At 69.1% G+C, this 16,514-nt stretch carries 13 protein-coding genes; 1 reads left to right on the forward strand and 12 read right to left on the reverse strand.

What is annotated here, in order from left to right; translation table 11 throughout:
* Positions 1-2,503: glycosyltransferase (locus tag JF66_RS21860; protein ID WP_051973618.1), on the reverse strand; the 2,503-nt coding region annotated here is incomplete at its 3' end.
* A 508-nt stretch (positions 2,504-3,011) separates the two neighbouring features.
* On the opposite strand from JF66_RS21860, the gene JF66_RS15570 reads away from it, so the two are divergent.
* Complete coding sequence (locus JF66_RS15570) at positions 3,012-4,595, forward strand: O-antigen ligase (RefSeq protein ID WP_156109846.1); 1,584 nt, start codon at positions 3,012-3,014, stop codon at positions 4,593-4,595.
* Positions 4,596-4,615: 20 nt separating this feature from the next.
* On the opposite strand, the gene wecB is transcribed toward JF66_RS15570, so the two are convergent.
* The 11 genes from wecB to JF66_RS15625 form a co-directional block, all read right to left on the reverse strand.
* Positions 4,616-5,776 (reverse strand): non-hydrolyzing UDP-N-acetylglucosamine 2-epimerase, encoded by a 1,161-nt coding sequence (wecB, locus tag JF66_RS15575; protein ID WP_035879473.1) that lies wholly within the window; start codon positions 5,774-5,776, stop codon positions 4,616-4,618.
* Positions 5,773-6,885 (reverse strand): SDR family oxidoreductase, encoded by a 1,113-nt coding sequence (locus JF66_RS15580; protein ID WP_035879476.1) that lies wholly within the window; start codon positions 6,883-6,885, stop codon positions 5,773-5,775. Before JF66_RS15580 ends, wecB begins: the two co-directional genes overlap by 4 nt.
* Positions 6,882-7,937 (reverse strand): polysaccharide biosynthesis protein, encoded by a 1,056-nt coding sequence (locus tag JF66_RS15585; protein WP_035879478.1) that lies wholly within the window; start codon positions 7,935-7,937, stop codon positions 6,882-6,884. Before JF66_RS15585 ends, JF66_RS15580 begins: the two co-directional genes overlap by 4 nt.
* Complete coding sequence (locus JF66_RS15590; protein WP_051973619.1) at positions 7,930-9,228, reverse strand: glycosyltransferase family 4 protein; 1,299 nt, start codon at positions 9,226-9,228, stop codon at positions 7,930-7,932. The genes JF66_RS15585 and JF66_RS15590 overlap by 8 nt, the downstream gene beginning before the upstream one ends.
* On the reverse strand, positions 9,225-9,869 hold the full coding sequence (locus tag JF66_RS15595; RefSeq protein WP_035879481.1) for an acetyltransferase: 645 nt from the start codon (positions 9,867-9,869) through the stop codon (positions 9,225-9,227). The genes JF66_RS15590 and JF66_RS15595 overlap by 4 nt, the downstream gene beginning before the upstream one ends.
* Positions 9,866-10,495 (reverse strand): sugar transferase, encoded by a 630-nt coding sequence (locus JF66_RS15600; RefSeq protein WP_035879483.1) that lies wholly within the window; start codon positions 10,493-10,495, stop codon positions 9,866-9,868. The genes JF66_RS15595 and JF66_RS15600 overlap by 4 nt, the downstream gene beginning before the upstream one ends.
* Positions 10,492-11,631 (reverse strand): DegT/DnrJ/EryC1/StrS aminotransferase family protein, encoded by a 1,140-nt coding sequence (locus tag JF66_RS15605; RefSeq protein ID WP_035879484.1) that lies wholly within the window; start codon positions 11,629-11,631, stop codon positions 10,492-10,494. Before JF66_RS15605 ends, JF66_RS15600 begins: the two co-directional genes overlap by 4 nt.
* Complete coding sequence (locus JF66_RS15610; protein WP_231556458.1) at positions 11,628-13,415, reverse strand: nucleoside-diphosphate sugar epimerase/dehydratase; 1,788 nt, start codon at positions 13,413-13,415, stop codon at positions 11,628-11,630. The genes JF66_RS15605 and JF66_RS15610 overlap by 4 nt, the downstream gene beginning before the upstream one ends.
* Positions 13,416-13,465: 50 nt before the next feature.
* A complete protein-coding gene (locus JF66_RS15615) occupies positions 13,466-14,383 on the reverse strand; it encodes a hypothetical protein (RefSeq protein ID WP_035879485.1) in 918 nt (305 codons plus the stop codon).
* A gap of 195 nt (positions 14,384-14,578) precedes the next feature.
* Positions 14,579-15,124 carry a hypothetical protein gene (locus JF66_RS15620; protein WP_035879486.1) on the reverse strand — a complete coding sequence of 182 codons (546 nt, stop codon included), beginning with the start codon at positions 15,122-15,124 and terminating at the stop codon, positions 14,579-14,581.
* Between the two features lie 54 nt (positions 15,125-15,178).
* Positions 15,179-16,396 carry a DUF4012 domain-containing protein gene (locus JF66_RS15625; protein ID WP_051973620.1) on the reverse strand — a complete coding sequence of 406 codons (1,218 nt, stop codon included), beginning with the start codon at positions 16,394-16,396 and terminating at the stop codon, positions 15,179-15,181.
* Positions 16,397-16,514: the final 118 nt, after the last annotated feature.

Consider the following 16,514-nt stretch of genomic DNA (forward strand, 5'->3'; position numbering starts at 1 on the left):
TGGCGCGCGTGGCCGCATCCGCCGCGCCACCGAGACCGGCGATGAACCGGGCGATGCGCTGCCCCTCCACCCCGGTGGATTTCGTCGCGAACACGTAGCGGCGGGCACGATCGGCCCGCTCGGCGGCGCCCTCCGGGTCGCCCAGCGTCGACTCGATGGCGTCGGCGAGGGCGGCCACCGAGTCGTCCGCCGTGAGCTGCAGGTACGGCAGATAGTCGTCGGGGATGCCGGCCAGACGCGTCGTGACCACCGGAACCCCGAGGGCCAGGTATTCCAGCAGCTTCGAGGGAAACGAGTACTTCACGAAATCCTGGGCGGCGGGGCGGGGATTCACGAGCAGCTGCGCGGCGCGCAGGGCCGGCATCAGCTCTCGGTGGGCGAGCACGCCGTGGTGGGTGATGCGGGCATCCGTGTCGCAGCGGGCACGCACCCAGGCATCGAGGGTGCCGCGGCCGTAGAGGTCGAGGCGCAGCCGCGGGTCGGGGAGGGAACGGAATGCGTTCACCAGGTTGCCCACGCCGTAATCGGCGGTGATGCCGCCGGCGTAGGCCACGTGGATCTCCCCGGTGCCCGTGGTGAGCGCCGGCACCACATCGTGGAGGCCGGGGTCGACGAAACCCTCCACGACGAGCCGGGGCACGCCCGGCGCGAAGTCCTCGGCGAGCGCCGGCGTGAGCGCCACGATCCCGTCGAAGCCCTGCGCGAGGCGACGCACGAGCTGACGGTCGAGCCCTTTGAGTACCCGGGCGACCGGGCCGTCAACCGACCGCACAACTCCGGGCGGGTCGGTCATCACGAGGCAGATCGTCACCGGGAGGGTGCGGCGAAGCAGCCGGGCGAAGAGCAGGAAGGGCGTGTGAATGCCGTGCACCACCACCACGGCCGGCGCCTGACGCCGCACGAAGCGGGTGCCGTGCACGAGGCAGGAGTACAGGCGGGTGACGTGTTTGAGCACGAGCAGGTTCACGAAGCCGAGGGTCTCACCACTCGCGGTCCGCGCGCCGATCCGCCGGGAACGCACGACGATCTGCGGGTACTCCGGGTAGTTGGGAACGGGCAGCGCCGAGAGCAGCGACACCGACAGTCCGGCCGACCGCAGCGCGCGCACCAGGTTCCAGGCGAAGTTGTGGGTCTGCGTGGGCAACACGGAACTGCGCTCGGCGATCTCACCGAACAGCCGATCGTCGATGGTGAACCCCAGCAGCACGACCGAGTCTCGAGGCTGCTGCACCGGCGCTGAGCGCCCCAGGAGCGCGACCGAGTCTCGAGGCTTCTGCACCGGCGCTGAGCGCCCCAGCAGCGCGGTGTACACCGCGGTGAGCCTGGCCGTCATGCGCGCCGTCGTGTAGCGCGCCGCGACCACCGCGCGGGCCTCGCGGCCGAGGCGCGACCGCAGCGCCGGGTCATCGAACAATTGCTGCAGGGCAGCGGCGAGCGCGGCCGGATCGTGCGGCGGCACGAGCAGACCGCCCCCGTGGCCCACAACCTCGGTGCTGCCGCCCACCCTCGTGGCCACCACGGGCAGTCCGGCGGCCATCGCCTCGAGCAGGGCGTTGGACATGTTCTCGTGCAGGCTCGGCAACACGAACACGTCGGCGGCACTCAGCAGCACGGGAACGTCGAGCCGGCGGCCCAGCAGGTGCACGTGCACGCGCGAGACGGATGCTGCCCGCTCGCGGATCACAGCCGCATCCGGCCCGTCGCCGACGACGAGCACGTGCACGGCGGCACCCCCCGGCGGCAGGCGATCGAGCGCGTCGAGCAGATCGAGGTACCCCTTGTCGAGCACGAGCCGGCCCACGACGATGAGTACCAGGTCGTCGACGCCGATGGCGAGTTGCCCCCGCAGGCCTGCCCGCGATGTCGCGGCAGGATCGGCGTCCGCGCTCTCCCCCGTATCCGACGCCGTCGCGGCGGGACCGGCATCCGCGCTCTCCCCGGCATCCGTCGCTGTCGCGGCGGGACCGGCATCCGCGCTCTCCCCGGCATCCGTCGCTGTCGCGGCGGGACCGGCATCCGGAAGGTCCACGCCGTTCGGCACGACACCGACGATCTTGCGGCGCACCGGGCGCAGCACGGGTTTGGCCAGCGCGTCCTCACAGACGACGACCACGTGCGTGGCCAGGCGCAGGGTCAGAGGCTCGAGCACCCACCCCACGATCCAGCGCCGCAGCCCGACGGGCCCGTGCACGAGGTCGCGAACCGAGCCGTGCACCGACACCAGAATCGTCGGCACGCCGGCGAGGCGCGCGGCGAGTACACCGTGGAATCCCTCGTTTCCGAGACCTCGGATGTGCGCCAGCTGCGGGTGGAACTCGCGCATCTGCCGCGCCATGCTGCTCAGCAGGCGCAGGTTGATTCCGCCGGCGGCGCCCGGCTGCGCCACGTGGCGAAATTCGAAGCTGTCGCCGAGGCCGGAGGCCAGCACGCGAGTGAGGGTTCCGATCGGGCCACCCGACCCGACCGTACCGAAGGAGTGCTGCACGATGCGCGGTCTGGCCACTGACATTCCTCCAACGGGGGCTCGGATCGCGCCGGCGTGCCGGACTGATCACTGAGATGGTGCCACGAAAGTGCGCAGATCGGCAGGGCCAATTCCGCAGTCCCCACCGACCCACCGCGGGTCGAGGCCCGGCCCCCCGCTGGTCGAGGCGCGAGGTACGAGGTACGAGCGATCGAGGCCTAGCCCCCGCTGGTCGAGGCGCGAGGTACGAGCGATCGAGGCCTAGCCCCCGCCGGTCGAGGCCCGGCCCCCCGCTGGTCGAGGCGCGAGGTACGAGCGATCGAGGCCCGGTGAGATGCTCATCGGAGCTGAGGTCGGCGTGCGTGGTCTCGATCGCTCCTTCGTCGCGCCTCGACCAGCGGGGGGGGTCGCGCCTCGACCAGCGAGGCGCGACCCGACCAGCGAAGACAACTTCGGCGGCGGGCCTTACGCGAGAGACCGGAGCGACGTAGGGTGCTGCCAAGCCTTACCGAGTGCATGGAGGGGTTGGGCATCCGTTGTGACGATCATGAGCGCGCGAGCTCGCCCGGTGGGCATCCCTCATCGGGACGCCCACCGCTCAGGCCTGCTCGCCGAGTGGCGCTCGATCGCCCTGGCGGGGGTGGCCTTCTTTGCCGCCGGCAGCCCGGACGTGGTTTTTCGCAACGGGGCGTTCGTCTGTGTGCTGGTGCTGTTCACGCGCCTGCTGCACATTAAAATGGATGCCCCCAACCTCTTCGCGATCGCCCTCACCCTCTGGTACGTGCTCTCGCAGGCGTGGGCGCTGGACCGCACGGTGACCGGTCTGTCCATTCAGAACCAGTTGGCGGTGGTCGCGGTTTTTCTCGCCGTGCGCACCGCGGTGACCACACGCCGAGGCCTGCAGATCGTGGGCTGGGGTTACCTCGCCGGTTGCGTGTACGCCGCGGTGCTGATCTTTCGGCAGAACCCGTCCGCCGGCTTCCGGGCCGAGCTGTCGTTCGACCGCATCGTGTATGCGGGCGTCAACATCAACTACGTCGCATACGCGCTGACCGCCGGGCTGGCGGTGATCGTGTTGCTGTGGCAGGCATCCGAGCGTCGGTCGTACCGGGCATGGCTCATCGTCTGCGCCGCGCCCCTCGGCGTCGCCGTGTGGTACAGCGAAACCCGCGGTGCCCTGCTGGCCGTGGGACTGATGGCCAGCTGGATCGTGCTCTACCGCATCGCCCCGCCGCTGCTCGTGCGAGTGGTGTGGGGCGCCGTCGCGGTGTCGGCGGCCGCCATCGCCACGGGTGTCGCCGATACCCTGCTGCGGGCCACGGATGCCGGCTCCGCGGCCCGGGCCACCGGCGATCTGGCGGGGCGCCTCACGCTCTGGCCCGAGGCCCGGCAGGTCTTCGGCGAACACCTGCTCGTGGGCGCCGGGGCCGGCGGATTCCGGGCCGTGAACGCGTCGGGCATCGGCGCGCACGATGTGATCCTTGAGCTCGGAACCGGACTCGGGCTGGTCGGCGTCGTGCTGTTCATCGGCGTGATCGTGTCATCGCTCATCTCGACGCGCTGGGCACATTCCGTTCGGCTGCGGCCACTGCTGGTCGGCACGTTTCTGCTCTCGGGCGCGCCGCTCTACCTCTCCGGCCACTGGGAGCTGTCCCCCGCCGGCTGGCTGGTGCTCGCCCTGTTCTCGTGCATGCCCCTGGTCTTCGAGCCCGTGCGTGCAGTCGGGCGCGCTACCGAACCGTCGACAGACCCGGCCGGCGACGCTCCGACCCGCGACGTTGCTCCCCACGAGGGTCTCCCCCGCGAGGGTATGCCGACCGAGAGCCTGCCGCACGAGATACTGCCCACCCAGGCCGTGCCCACCGAGAGCCTGACCACCGAGGTCATGCCGAACGAGGACCTGACCACCGAGGTTCTGCCGCACGAGATACTGCCCGCCCAGGCCGTGCCCACCGAGAGCCTGACGACCGAGGTCGTGCCGGACGAGAACCTGACCACCGAGGTTCTGCCGCACGAGATACTGCCCGCCCAGGTCGTGCCGACCGAGAGCCTGACGACCGAGGTCGTGCCGGACGAGGGCCTTCCCGAGGCGGTCGTGCCGGGCGATGACGTTCCCCGTCCCGCCGACTGATCCGGCACTCGGCCCCCGACTTACCGCTCGGTGGCCGCCAGCCGGATTCCGGCCCGTTCGTGGTGGCCGTGCACGGTGGAGCGGAGAAACGCGAGCACTCGCCTCGAGGTGTCGGTCACGTCGTACTCCGCGGGCGCGGCAGACGGGCCGTCGGCGTCGAACTCCGCCAGGGCGATGCGCACGCCGTCGACGACGGCATCCGTTGTCACGCCCACGGTGAGCATGCCGCCGGCGTCGAGCGCCTCCGGGCGTTCGATCGCGTCGCGCAGGGTGACCGCCGGGAATCCGAGGATGAGGGATTCCTCGCTGATCGTTCCGCTGTCCGAGAGCACCAGCCGCGACTTCTGCTGCAGCGAGACGTAGTCGTTGAACCCGAAGGGCGGGTGGAGGGTGAGCCCGTTCGCGGCGTCGGCGGGCTGGCCAAGCAGGCGGGCGCGGGTGCGCGGGTGCGTCGACATGAGCACCGGCAGCGCGTACGCCTCCGCCAACCGGGTGAGTGCGGCGAGCACCGAGGCAAGACGCTCGGGGTCATCGACGTTCTCCTCGCGGTGCAGGCTCACCACGAAGTACCCGCCGGGCACGAGCTTCAGCCGGGTGAGCACGTCGCTTGCCGCGATCTGCGCCGCGTTGCCCGCGAGCACCTCCCGCATGGGGGATCCGGTGAGCATGATCCGCGACGGATGTATCCCCTCGGCCAGCAGGTTACGCCTGGCGTGCTCGGTGTACACGAGGTTGTAGTCCGCCACGTGGTCCACGAGGCGACGGTTCACCTCTTCGGGCACGTTCTCATCGAAGCACCGGTTGCCGGCCTCCATGTGGAACACGGGGATCTTCATGCGCCGCGCCATCAGCGCCGCGATGCAGCTGTTCGTATCGCCGAGCACGAGGAGCGCGTCGGGCTTCTCCCGGACGAGCACCATTTCGGTCTTCAGCAGGATCGAGCCGAGCACCGCACCGAGCGAGCTCGTGTCCGCCTCGAGAAAATGGTCGGGTCGCCGCAGCCCGAGGTCGTCGAAGAAGACCTCGTTGAGCTCGTAGTCGTAGTTCTGGCCGGTGTGCACGAGCACGTGCTCGGTGTGCGCGTCGAGGCGTTTGATCGTGGCCGACAAGCGGATGATCTCCGGTCGCGTTCCCACGACCGTCACGATCTTGAGGCGGTGCGTCGGGCTCCGCTCGGTCATGGCTGCACCGCTTCCGCAATCGTGTCGGGACGTTGGGCATCGAAGGGTTCATTGGTCCAGAACGAGGTGAAGAGCACATCCGCTCCGGTGTTCGTGATCTTATGCGCCCACATGGTGGGCATGTCAACACTCACCGGGTCGTCGCCCGACACGGCGAAGTCGACGACCTGGTCCGTGAACAGCTGCCGCAGGGCGATCACCGCGTCACCGTAGAGCACGGTGAAACGCTCCACCTTGCGCCGGTGAAAGTGGTCGCCGCGGCTGATTCCCGGAACGGTCGTGGAGAAGGAGTGTTGGCCGGGGCCGCCGTGGGTGCGCACGATCTCGGTGAAGGAGCCGCGGTCATCCGTTCGTCGGGCATGCACAACGGGGGTCTGCAGCCCCACGGTGTACGAGCGGTACGTGTTGAACAGGTCGCGGTGGAACGGGTCGGCGAGGTCGGGGATATCGCCGGTCAGGTACACCGCGGCCATGTCGTTCAGGCGACCGAGCAGGCCGCGCACGGTCTCGTGCACCTGCCGCGCCCTGGCTGTCTCGGTGGTGATCGTGCCGATCAGCAGGTCGGCGGCGTGCTGGGCGTGCAGCAGCGCGAGGTCGCGGTCCTGCTGCACGACGGGGGTGAGTCCGTGCACGAGCTGGTGGCAGAACGTGGCCGTGACCGAGTTGTAGTGCGGTCGACCGTGCTCGCCGAACAGGTTGGGCAGGTGCCGGTTCTCGAATCGCGCGCCCACGTGTTCGGCGGCGAGGGTGAGCACCTCCGCGGCACGCGCCTTGGCCTCTCCGTACACGCTCCCGTTGCCGGACTGGGTGGAGTTGGCGAAGACCACGACGGATGGCGGGTTGTCGGCCCGCAGCAGCGCATCGGCCGTCTGCCGGGCGAAGAGCACGTTGCCCGCGGCCACGTCGTCTTCGGAGCCGCGGTTGACGCCGGCGAGGTGGATCAGCCGGGTCGCACCGCCCACGGCCGCCGCCGCGGCCGACGCGTCGAAGCCTCCGCCCACGGGCAGCACGCTCCAGCGTGTGCCGAGTTCCTGCAGGGCCGCCCGCGTGTGCCAGCCGAGGAAACCGTGGGCGCCGGTGATGGCCACCCGATCGGCGGTACCGTTCACAGTTCGATCTCCCCGCGCTCGGCCGGCAAGCCGGCGGCGGCAAGCTCGGCCCGCACCTCGGGGAGGGTCAGCAGCAGCCGTTCGATCTCGGTCACACTCATTTGCTCCACGGTGTGCGAGTCGTAGTCCTCGAACTGCGCCTGGGTGAGGTTGCCTTCTTCGACATACACGCTGTAGTTCAGGTCTCGGTTGTCGGCGCGGATGCGAAAGTAGTCGCCGAGGTCTTGGGCGCGGGCGAGTTCCTCGCGGCTGGCGAGCGCCTCGGAGACCTTCTCGGCGTGGCGGGTGCCGATCACGTCGATGAGGGCGGGAGAGTGGAACAGGTTGATCACCGCCTGGGCGAGGTCGCCCACGGTGCAGGCTTTCGCCTTGCGAATGAACAGGTCGCCCTGGCGCGCGTTGTGGAACGCGAACTCCACCAGGTCGACGGAGTCCGCGAGGCTCATCATGAACCGGGTCATGCCCGGGTTCGTCACCGTGAGGTGGTGGCCGGCCTGCAGCTGGCGAATGAACAGGGGGATGACCGACCCGCGGGAATACATCACATTGCCGTAGCGCACACACGACACAATCGTCTCGGCGTTGGGGTTGTTGAGGCCGTGCGAACGGGCGACCTTTTCCATCATGGCCTTGGTCATGCCCATCGCGTTGACCGGGTAGACGGCCTTGTCGGTGCTGAGGCACACGAGCGATGAAACGCCGCAGACCTCCGCCGCCCGCACGACGTTCTCGCTGCCCACGATGTTGGTGCGCACGGCCTCCATCGGAAAGAATTCGCACGACGGCACCTGCTTGAGCGCCGCGGCATGAAAGACGAAGTCCACATCGGTGGTCGCGCGCTCCACACTGGAGAAATCCCGCACATCACCGAGGTAGAACCGCACCCGGGAGTCGGCGATCTCACTGCGCATCAGGTCTTGTTTGGCTTCGTCTCGGCTGAAGACGCGCACCTCGGCCACGTCGCGCGCCAGCAGCTGGCTGGTGACGGTATGACCGAACGACCCGGTGCCGCCCGTGATCAGGATGCGTTTTCCGGCGTAGCTGTCAGGCATGGTGCACTCTCCGCTTCGATTCTCGCGCGGCCAGGATGCTGGCCCTGGTGCTGGATCTGGTGAGGCGGCTCGCGGCCTGCAGCACCTCGCTGAAGCGCCGCGCACCGCTCTGCAGCGACATGTGCTGTCGATAGTAGGCCTGTCCGGCCAGACCCATGCCCCCGCGTTCGGGTGCGGTGAGGGCCATCAGTGTGCGCACGGCGTTGACCAGCTGCGTGGCGTTCTCCGGCTCGAACACGAGCCCCGCGCCGGCGTCGCACACGATGCGCGCCGCGTCACCGCGCACCCCCATCAGAATGGGACGCCCGGCCATCAGATAGGCCTGGGTCTTGGACGGCACGGTGATCGAAAACAGCGGATCATCGCTGAGGTGCACGAGCAGCGCGTCGGAGAGCAGCAGGATCTCGCCGATCTCCGAGACATGCCGGCGCGGCATGAACATCACATTGTCAAGACCTCGGCGCTGAGCCTCGGCCTTCAGATGCTCAACTTCCATTCCCCCGCCCACCAACAGAAAACGCAGTCGGGTTTCGTCTCGAAGCTCGTCCGCGGCCTGCAGCACCGTTTCGAGGGCCTGCACCGGGCCCATCGTGCCGGCGAAGGTGACGGTGAACGTGTTGTCGAAGCCGAGTTCCGCCGCCCGATCCCCGTCGCGCGGACTGAGGTCGATCTGCTTCTCATCGGCCCAGTTCGGGATCACCGCGATGCGCCGGCCCGGCACCGAGCGCCGCACCAGAATGTCCCGAAACCCGTCGGAGAGCACCACGATGCGCGCGGCGCCGCGGTAGATGCGATCCATCACCCGGTTCACGATGCGCAGGGCCCGCGGGTTCGTGAGCATCCCGGTGGCGGCGAGGGTGTCGGGCCACAGGTCCTGCACGTCGTATACGTAGGGCACGCCCTTCAGCGCCTTGAGCATCATGGCCGGCAGCCCGACGGTCGCCGGCGGGTGGTACACGTACGCCACATCCGGCCGCCGCATGAGCAGCGCGGCCACGGTCGCCGACACCGCGAAGCTCACGTAGTTGAGCACCCGCCGCACCGCCGAGTGGTCGTGGCTCGGGTACAGCGGTACGCGCAGCACGGGTATGCCGCCCATCACCTCGTGCTGGAACAGGCGGATGCGATAGCCCGGGTACACGTGTCCGTCCGGGTAGTTGGGAAACCCGGTCAGCACCCGCACGTCGTGCCCCAGCCCCTGCAGCTCCTGGGCGAACAGGAGGCCCTTGAACATGGGTTCCGGGTCGAACCACTGCGTGATGATCAGGATGCGCAGCCTGGGCGCGGTCATCGGGCCGGGACCCCCTTCACCACCGTGTCCCCGGCGACGTTGCGCACCACGCAGGCGCTCGCGCCCACCACGGCGCCGGAACCCACGGAGAGACCCTGCAGAATGACGGCGCCGGCGCCGATCATGCTGCGCTCGCCCACCTCCACCTCACCGGACACGATCGCGGCGGGGTTCACCGACACGAAGTCGTGCAGCACGGCGTCGTGCCCGACGGCCGCGTGCGGGTTGAGGTGAACGTGCCGGCCGAGGTGAACGTTCGTCGATACCTGCACGCCGCCACACACCACGGTGCCGTCGCCGATCGCGGCTTGGGAACCGATCCACGCCGACGGATGCACCGCTGTGGCGGCCACCATGCCGGCCGCCACAAATAACCGGTCGACCCGCTGGCGGGCCACGGGATCGCCGATGCCGATCAGGTACAGCGCGTGGTAGTCGTAGGCCAGCCACTCGGCCACGGTGCCGAGATGGGGCACGCCGCGGTGCTCGAGGCGCTCCCGGTTGAGGTCGCTCGGGTTGGTGTCGACCACGCCGAGGAGGTCGAAAACCGGGCTGCCCGCGGCGTGATTGAGCGCCTCCACCACGTCGAGGGTCTGCCGGCCGAACCCGCCGGCTCCAACCACAATCAGTTCCGTACTCATGGCTGCGCACCCTTCGTCGATCCGCCCTGAAACTCGAGCGCGGTCGGATGACCTGCCGAGGTGATCCCCTCACGCCGAATCACGGCGCGCAGGGTACGCGCGAGGATGCGCACATCGAGTCCGAAGCTGCAGTGCTCCACGTACTCCACATCGAGGGCGAACTTGTCGGCCCAACTCAGGGCGTTGCGTCCGCCCACCTGCACGAGCCCGGTCACCCCCGGCCGAACCTCATGGCGGCGCGCCTGCTCGGGCGAGTAGCGGGCGAGGTAGCTCACGAGCAGCGGCCGGGGGCCGACGAGGCTCATGTCGCCCCGCAACACGTTCACGAGCGTGGGCAGTTCGTCGAGGCTCGTCGAGCGCAGCTTTCGGCCGAAGGGCGTGAGCCGGTCCTCGTCGCCGAGCAGCTCGTCGCACGCGGGCATCATGCTGCGAAATTTATACAGCCGAAAGATGCGCCCGTGCAGGCCGGGCCGGTTCTGCACGAAGAGCACCGGGCGGCCGAGGTTCGCGCGCACGGCCACCGCGACGGCCAGCAGCACGGGCGACAGCACGACGAGGCCGAGACCGGAAGCTGCCACGTCGAGCATCCGTTTCACCGGCAGGTAGCCGAGCGGCGCCCCCGTCATGAGTACACGTTCACGAAATCGTGCACGCCGCTGGCAACCCGCTCCAGCTCGGCGCCCCGCAGCGCCGAGCCGCTGGGCAGGGTGATGCCGGTCTCAAACAGGCGTTGCGCGGTGCCCGTGAGCAGGCTGCGGGCCCCGGCGTACACGGGCTGCAGGTGCATGGGCTTCCACAGCGGACGGGTCTCAATGTTCAGGGTGCGGAGCGCGTCCCCCAGCTCCTCGGCCGACCACCCCGCCACGTCGGCGTCAACGAGCACGGCGGTGAGCCAGCAGTTGTCATCGGCGTCATCGGTGCCGCCGAAGATCTGTACCCCGGGCAGGCCCGCGAACAGCCGCCGGTACGTCTCACGGATGTGCCGCCGACGGCCGAGCATGCCATCGAACCGGGTCAGTTGGCCCCGGCCGAGTGCCGCCAGCAGATTGCTCATGCGGTAGTTATACCCCACCTCGGAGTGTTCGTAGTGGGTCACGGGCAGCCGCGCCTGCGTGGACAGGAAGCGGGCCCGCGCGGCGAGCGCGCCGTCGTCGGTGAGCACCATGCCGCCGCCCGAGGTGGTCATGATCTTGTTGCCGTTGAACGACACGACGGATGCCCGGGCGAGCGATCCGACGGCCCTCCCCCGGTAGGTGGCGCCGAGCGACTCGGCGGCGTCGGCGAGCACCGGCACGTCGAAATCGGCCGCGACCCGGCCGATCTCCCCGTAGTCCGCGGCCTTGCCGAGCAGGTCGACGGGCAGGACGGCCGCCACGTGCTCGCCGGCCGCCGTGAGCCCGCGCAGCGCCTCGCGCAGCAGACCGGGGTGCATGTTGCCCGTGGCGGGGTCGCTGTCCACGAAGAACGGTTCGGCGCCCGTGTAGACGATGGCGTTGGCCGTGGCCACGAAGGTCAGCGTGGAGGTCACGACAACCGTGCCGGGGCCGGCGCCGAGCGCGATCAGCGCCAGGTGGAGGGCGGCCGTGCCCGAGCTCAACGCCACCCCGTGGTCGACGCCCACCCGGGCCGCCAGTTCGGCCTCGAAGCGGTCGACGTCGGGGCCGAGCGGGGCGATCCAACCCGAGCGCATGGCGGCGAGCACGTAGTGCTGTTCGACCTCCCCCACGTCGGGCGCCGACAGGTAGATGCGTTCTGCGCTCATTGGGTGTCCGACCCGCCCTCGGCGTACGCGGCACGCTCTCGGTGTCGGTCGGGCGACCACCGGGCATCCCACTCGTACTTGTCGAGGTGGTCGGGGGCAAGGGGGGCGACCTTCGCATGCGAAATCTTGGGGTGCAGTGGGCGTTCGTCGAGCTCGCCATCGCCCATGAGTTCCTCGTGCAGCTTTTCGCCCTGGCGCAGCCCGGTGTAGACGATCTCCACGTCCTGGCCAGACAGATCGATCATGCGGCGGGCCACGTCGAGAATCTTCACCTGTTCTCCCATGTCAAGAATCAGCACCTCGGCCGGCCGTCCGATACCGCCCGCCTGCACGACGAGCTGGCAGGCCTCCGGGATGGTCATGAAGAAACGCGTCACCTCGGGGTCGGTGATCGTGAGCGGTCCGCCCGCCTCGATCAACGCGGTGAAGGTGGGAAGCATGGAGCCGCGGCTGCCGATCACGTTGCCGAACCGAACCGAGAGGTAGGTCTCACCCGTGGCCCGCGCCGCCCAAGCCGTCAGGTGTTCCGCGAGCCCCTTCGAGTGTCCGAGCACGCTCGTGGGACGCGCGGCCTTGTCGGTGGAGATGTTCACGAACGTCGTCACGCCGACGGCGGCGGATGCCTGCAGCACGTTGAGGGTGCCGATCACGTTGGTCTTCCACGCCTCGTCGGGGTACTGCTCGAGCATCGGCAGGTGTTTGAGCGCGGCCGCATGAAAGACCACCTCGGGCCGGCGCTCCTCGAAGACCGCGCGAATGGCGTCCACGTCGCGGATATCGGCGAGCACGACGTCTTTGGTGTCAAGCAGGCCGTGCCCCCGGATGGAGATCTGCGAGGTTTGCAGTCCGGTCTCGTCGCGGTCGAGCATGATCAGTTCGCTCGGTGCGAAGCGGAAGATCTGCCGGCACAGCTCGGAGCCGATGGATCCGCCCGCGCCGGTCACCAGCACGCGCTTGCCGCGCAGGTATCCGGCGACCGATTCCACGTCGGTGTCGAGGGGGGCTCTCCCCATCAGGTCTTCGATCGAGATGTCGCGCAGGTCGGTGAGGCCGGACCTGCCCTGAAGCAGGTCTTCCCAGGGCGGCAGCACCAGCACCCTCAGCCCCGCGACCCGGGCGGCATCGGCGATGGCGCGCATCAACGTCGCGTCGGCATGGGCGATGGTCACGACGAGGGTGGTCGCTCCAGTGGCCGCCGCGACGGCGGGCAGCGAGTCGAGCGTTCCCAGCACCCGTACGCCGTCGAACCACACGTTGCGTTTGAGCGGGTCGTCGTCGATGAGGCCGACGGGCCGGTACTTCGATTGACGGTCGGTCTTCATGTGGCGCACGATTTCCGCACCGAGGTATCCGGCGCCGAACACGAGCGCCGGGGCGGCGCTCTCGTCGGGGGCGAGCGATCGCTCCAGCAGCAGTCGGCGCACGTAGCGCACCCCGCCCATCAGCACGAAGGCGATTGGCAGGGCGATGAACACCGTGCTGCGGGGAATCTGCAGCGCGGTGCCGAACAGGGCCACCGGGATGCCCACGACCGCGGTCACCACGAGCACCGCGCCGAGCAGGGCGCGCACCTCGGCGAAGCTGCCGTAGCGGTGGCGCCCCTGGTAGAGGAAGAACGACCAGCCCACCACGAGCTGCAGCGCGCAGGCGACCGCACCCATGATCAGCAGGGGCACCCAAGCGATCGACGACAGGTCGAACTCGTAGCGCAGCGCCTCGGCCACGAACAAGGCCAGCAGCCAACAGCCCGCATCGAGCGCGAATTGGGTGACGAAACGCAGCACAATAGGTTCGGAATGGTGTCTCCGATGGGGCCGGTGTCGGCCCCGCGAATCTAGTGCCATGTGGCGCCTCCGTCGCTGGATGCCGACATGATAGCCCCGGCCCACAACCAGAGGGACCCCGGCGAACTCGCGATCGCCACATCACCCGGGTCGAAGGTCGCTTCGCGGCAGCCGGCCAGCGTCGGCGGCGCTGTTTTCGTGTCCGGCAGGGTCAGAATCCGCACCCCCGCACAGCCGGGTTGCCCGGCCGCGGCGACCACGTAGCCTCCACCGGCGAGCGCCGAGAGATTCACCGCGCCGGGCACGGGCACGGGCGGCGTCCACGTGGACCCGCCATCGGCCGTGCGTGCAATCGTGGGGCCGGCGGCAGCCGCTGTGGGGTCGGGAGCACACAGAACGGCGCCGTGGGTGGCGCTCTGGGATGCCACGCTGATCGCGGCCGGGCACGGCACGGCGAAAGCTCCCAGCGGGCTGTGCACGATTGCGGGTTCGGAGGGGATCACGTACCAGTTTCCGGTCAGTCGCAGCGGGTAGTCGGCCCAGTCGGCGCCGGCCACGTAGGTGGCAACGAGGTGCGGGGTGCAGTCCGCAGCCAGGAGAGTGACGAACGAGGCCTCGGAATCGCTCAGCGCGTTGATCACGAGCACCGATGACGCTCCCGTTTTACTGCCGGCGTCGAACCCCGTCCAGGTGGCGCCGGCATCGGTGGAGATCTCGGGCGTTGCTCGCGCTGAGGGGCAGGTACCGACGGTCGCGCGCCAGGCGGTGGTGGCGTTGAGTGCGGACAGCACGCGGCGCGGGGCAATCGGGGCGGCGGGCGCCGCCGCGGGCGTCGGGGTGGGGGTGGCTGTGGGATCGGGACGAGACGCAGACAGGACCGTGTTCGTCGTCATCGTTTGCTGGGGCGGCGGAATAACCGTGACGGCGTAGACCACCAGCCCGATGTCCATCAGGACAAAGAGCGCCACGGCCCCGCCCCACCAGTGACGCCACCGGAAGGACTGACCGGGGTTCCGATGGCGTCGTGACGGATGCGACAACGTGGCTTCTTCTTTTGGGCACAGCGCGGCCGAACAGCGGCCCTCACGTTCGGGGATTCGACAAGACGTCGAGCCCGAACGTGAGGCTGTTCGTTCTGCTGGTTACAGGTGCATTCTTCGGGCTCAGCTGTTGTGGGTTGCGTGACGGCGCCGAGCCATCACCAGCACCACGAGCAGCGCGATACCGATCAGGAGCGCCCCGGCAGCCGACCACAGGAGCACCGTCGGGAACTGGTAGCCGGTTGAGGGCAATCCGCCCGCCTCCGCGCCGGCCCCGCTGCTCGACGAGGGAACAACGATGACCCACGTGACGATGTTGCCTGAGGTCAGCCCCGTCGCGCTCGCGTTGTAGGTGCCCGAGGCATTACTCGGAAGCGTCACCGTCACGCCGGCTGCACCCACGGGTGTGGCCGTCTTGTTGAGGGTGACCGTGGCCGCCTTGAACACGGCGAGCGGGGACGAGCCCACACCGGTGACCGCGAATTGCACGACCTCCCCCGGCAGGAAGGAGTTGGCCGGAATAGTCACGGTGACGGTGCCACCCGGGGCGGCCGTACCGGAGATCGTGATGGCACTGTCAGGAACGTAGCCGGCGGCCAGAGCAGCGGCCGGAACGGAGAAGATTGCCAGAAATGCGACCACAAGAGCCGCCAGAACCTTTTTCAGCATGATTTGTCACTCCTTGAAATAGGGTGGCCCCCCCTTTGGGCCAGATGAGAAGCACTAATACAATACGGCGGTTTCACAGTTTTTTTCTACTATTTTTTTATTTTCGAGATGTATGGCCGGGGTAATTTCCGTGACGACGTTTCCGTCGAAGGGTTCCGCTCCCAGCCAGCCGAAGGTGAGCCGCGTGCTCTGCCCCGGCGCGAGCTCCACATCGAGGGAACTCACCGGGTAGCTGACGCCCGTGGCGGGGTACGGGGAGTCCGTCGTCGGGTGGTATCCCACCGGCGCACCGTCCCGGCTGACCCCGAGATTCTCCATCCCCGGTGCGCCGTACACCGTCACCAAAGTCTTGATATTTCCGCGCGGAACGCCGAACGACCCGTCGCCCGTGATGCTCACGGGAAGCGTGCTGGCGGCATCCGCGGGGGCGGTGTTGGTGAGCGTCACCTCCACCTCGTTCGTGGGGCGGCCGTCGGCGCGGCACACCCGTTGGGCGGCGCCCACCTGTACGTTCAGGAACGTGCCCATCTTGGCCCCGGTCGCGTCGTTGAGATACACGCCGAACCGAACCGTCTGCGCGTCGCTCACCGGCAGCGTGCCGCCGAGGCTCGTGGCCCCCAGCACGGCCTGCTCGTCGGGGTGCGCGCTCCACAACAGCACGCGGTGCTCGGCGCCCGCCCGTTCGAGCGCCGCGAGCATGCCGCCGATGGAGAAATCACCGGCGGACACCGTGGAGAAAACGGATGCCGCGGCGCTGGCGAAGAAGGCATCCTGTTGTAACGGCACGGAGAAGCGCTCGTACACCCCGGTCAGCAGCAGTTGCACCGCGTTGTCGGCGGTGAGCACGTCTCCCGTGGGCAGGGTGATCGGACCGGTGGCCGTGAGCAGGTAGCTGAGCGCTACCGGGTCGATCGCGAGCACGCCGTCGACCTGCACCCCGAACCGGCGGTTCCACATCTCGCGAGCAAGCTCGGCGCTCAGCGGAAAGTTGGGGGTGAGGTTCACGTCTCCGATGTAGCGTCCCGTGCGATCGCGGTAGAGGGCGAGCGTTTCGGGCGGGAGCGGGAGCACCGGGGTGTCGAAGATCGGCAGTTCGGTGGCTCCCGCCTGTTGGGTCAGCTGGAGACGCCCATTCTCGGCGTGCACGACGGCGAGTGCGCCGGAGAGTCCGCCGGTGGAGCGCAGTTCGGCCGGGTTCTGGAACAGCACGAGGTAGTTGCGTGGTTCGGTCGCGCCCACCATCGCGGGCAGCAGCTGCACGGCACTGTTCACGGCGCTGAGACTGCCGACCGGCCCGCGCCGCCATGCCCTGCACCTGGCTGAGCGCATCGCGCACCGGAGGCAGCAGCCCGGCTCCCTCGATGGCGGCGAGCCGCTGCTCGGTGGCGAG

Source organism: Cryobacterium sp. MLB-32 (assembly GCF_000738085.1).
Lineage (GTDB): Bacteria > Actinomycetota > Actinomycetes > Actinomycetales > Microbacteriaceae > Cryobacterium.

What these genes read in the sequence shown, in the direction of transcription:
- JF66_RS15590 (WP_051973619.1), bottom strand. Translation starts at nt 9,228, where the DNA reads ATGACCGCGCCCAGGCTGCGCATCCTGATCATCACGCAGTGGTTCGAC.
- JF66_RS15600 (WP_035879483.1), bottom strand. Translation starts at nt 10,495, where the DNA reads ATGACGGGGGCGCCGCTCGGCTACCTGCCGGTGAAACGGATGCTCGAC.
- JF66_RS15570 (WP_156109846.1), top strand. Translation starts at nt 3,012, where the DNA reads ATGAGCGCGCGAGCTCGCCCGGTGGGCATCCCTCATCGGGACGCCCAC.
- wecB (WP_035879473.1), bottom strand. Translation starts at nt 5,776, where the DNA reads ATGACCGAGCGGAGCCCGACGCACCGCCTCAAGATCGTGACGGTCGTG.
- JF66_RS15605 (WP_035879484.1), bottom strand. Translation starts at nt 11,631, where the DNA reads ATGAGCGCAGAACGCATCTACCTGTCGGCGCCCGACGTGGGGGAGGTC.
- JF66_RS15620 (WP_035879486.1), bottom strand. Translation starts at nt 15,124, where the DNA reads ATGCTGAAAAAGGTTCTGGCGGCTCTTGTGGTCGCATTTCTGGCAATC.
- JF66_RS15595 (WP_035879481.1), bottom strand. Translation starts at nt 9,869, where the DNA reads ATGAGTACGGAACTGATTGTGGTTGGAGCCGGCGGGTTCGGCCGGCAG.
- JF66_RS15585 (WP_035879478.1), bottom strand. Translation starts at nt 7,937, where the DNA reads ATGCCTGACAGCTACGCCGGAAAACGCATCCTGATCACGGGCGGCACC.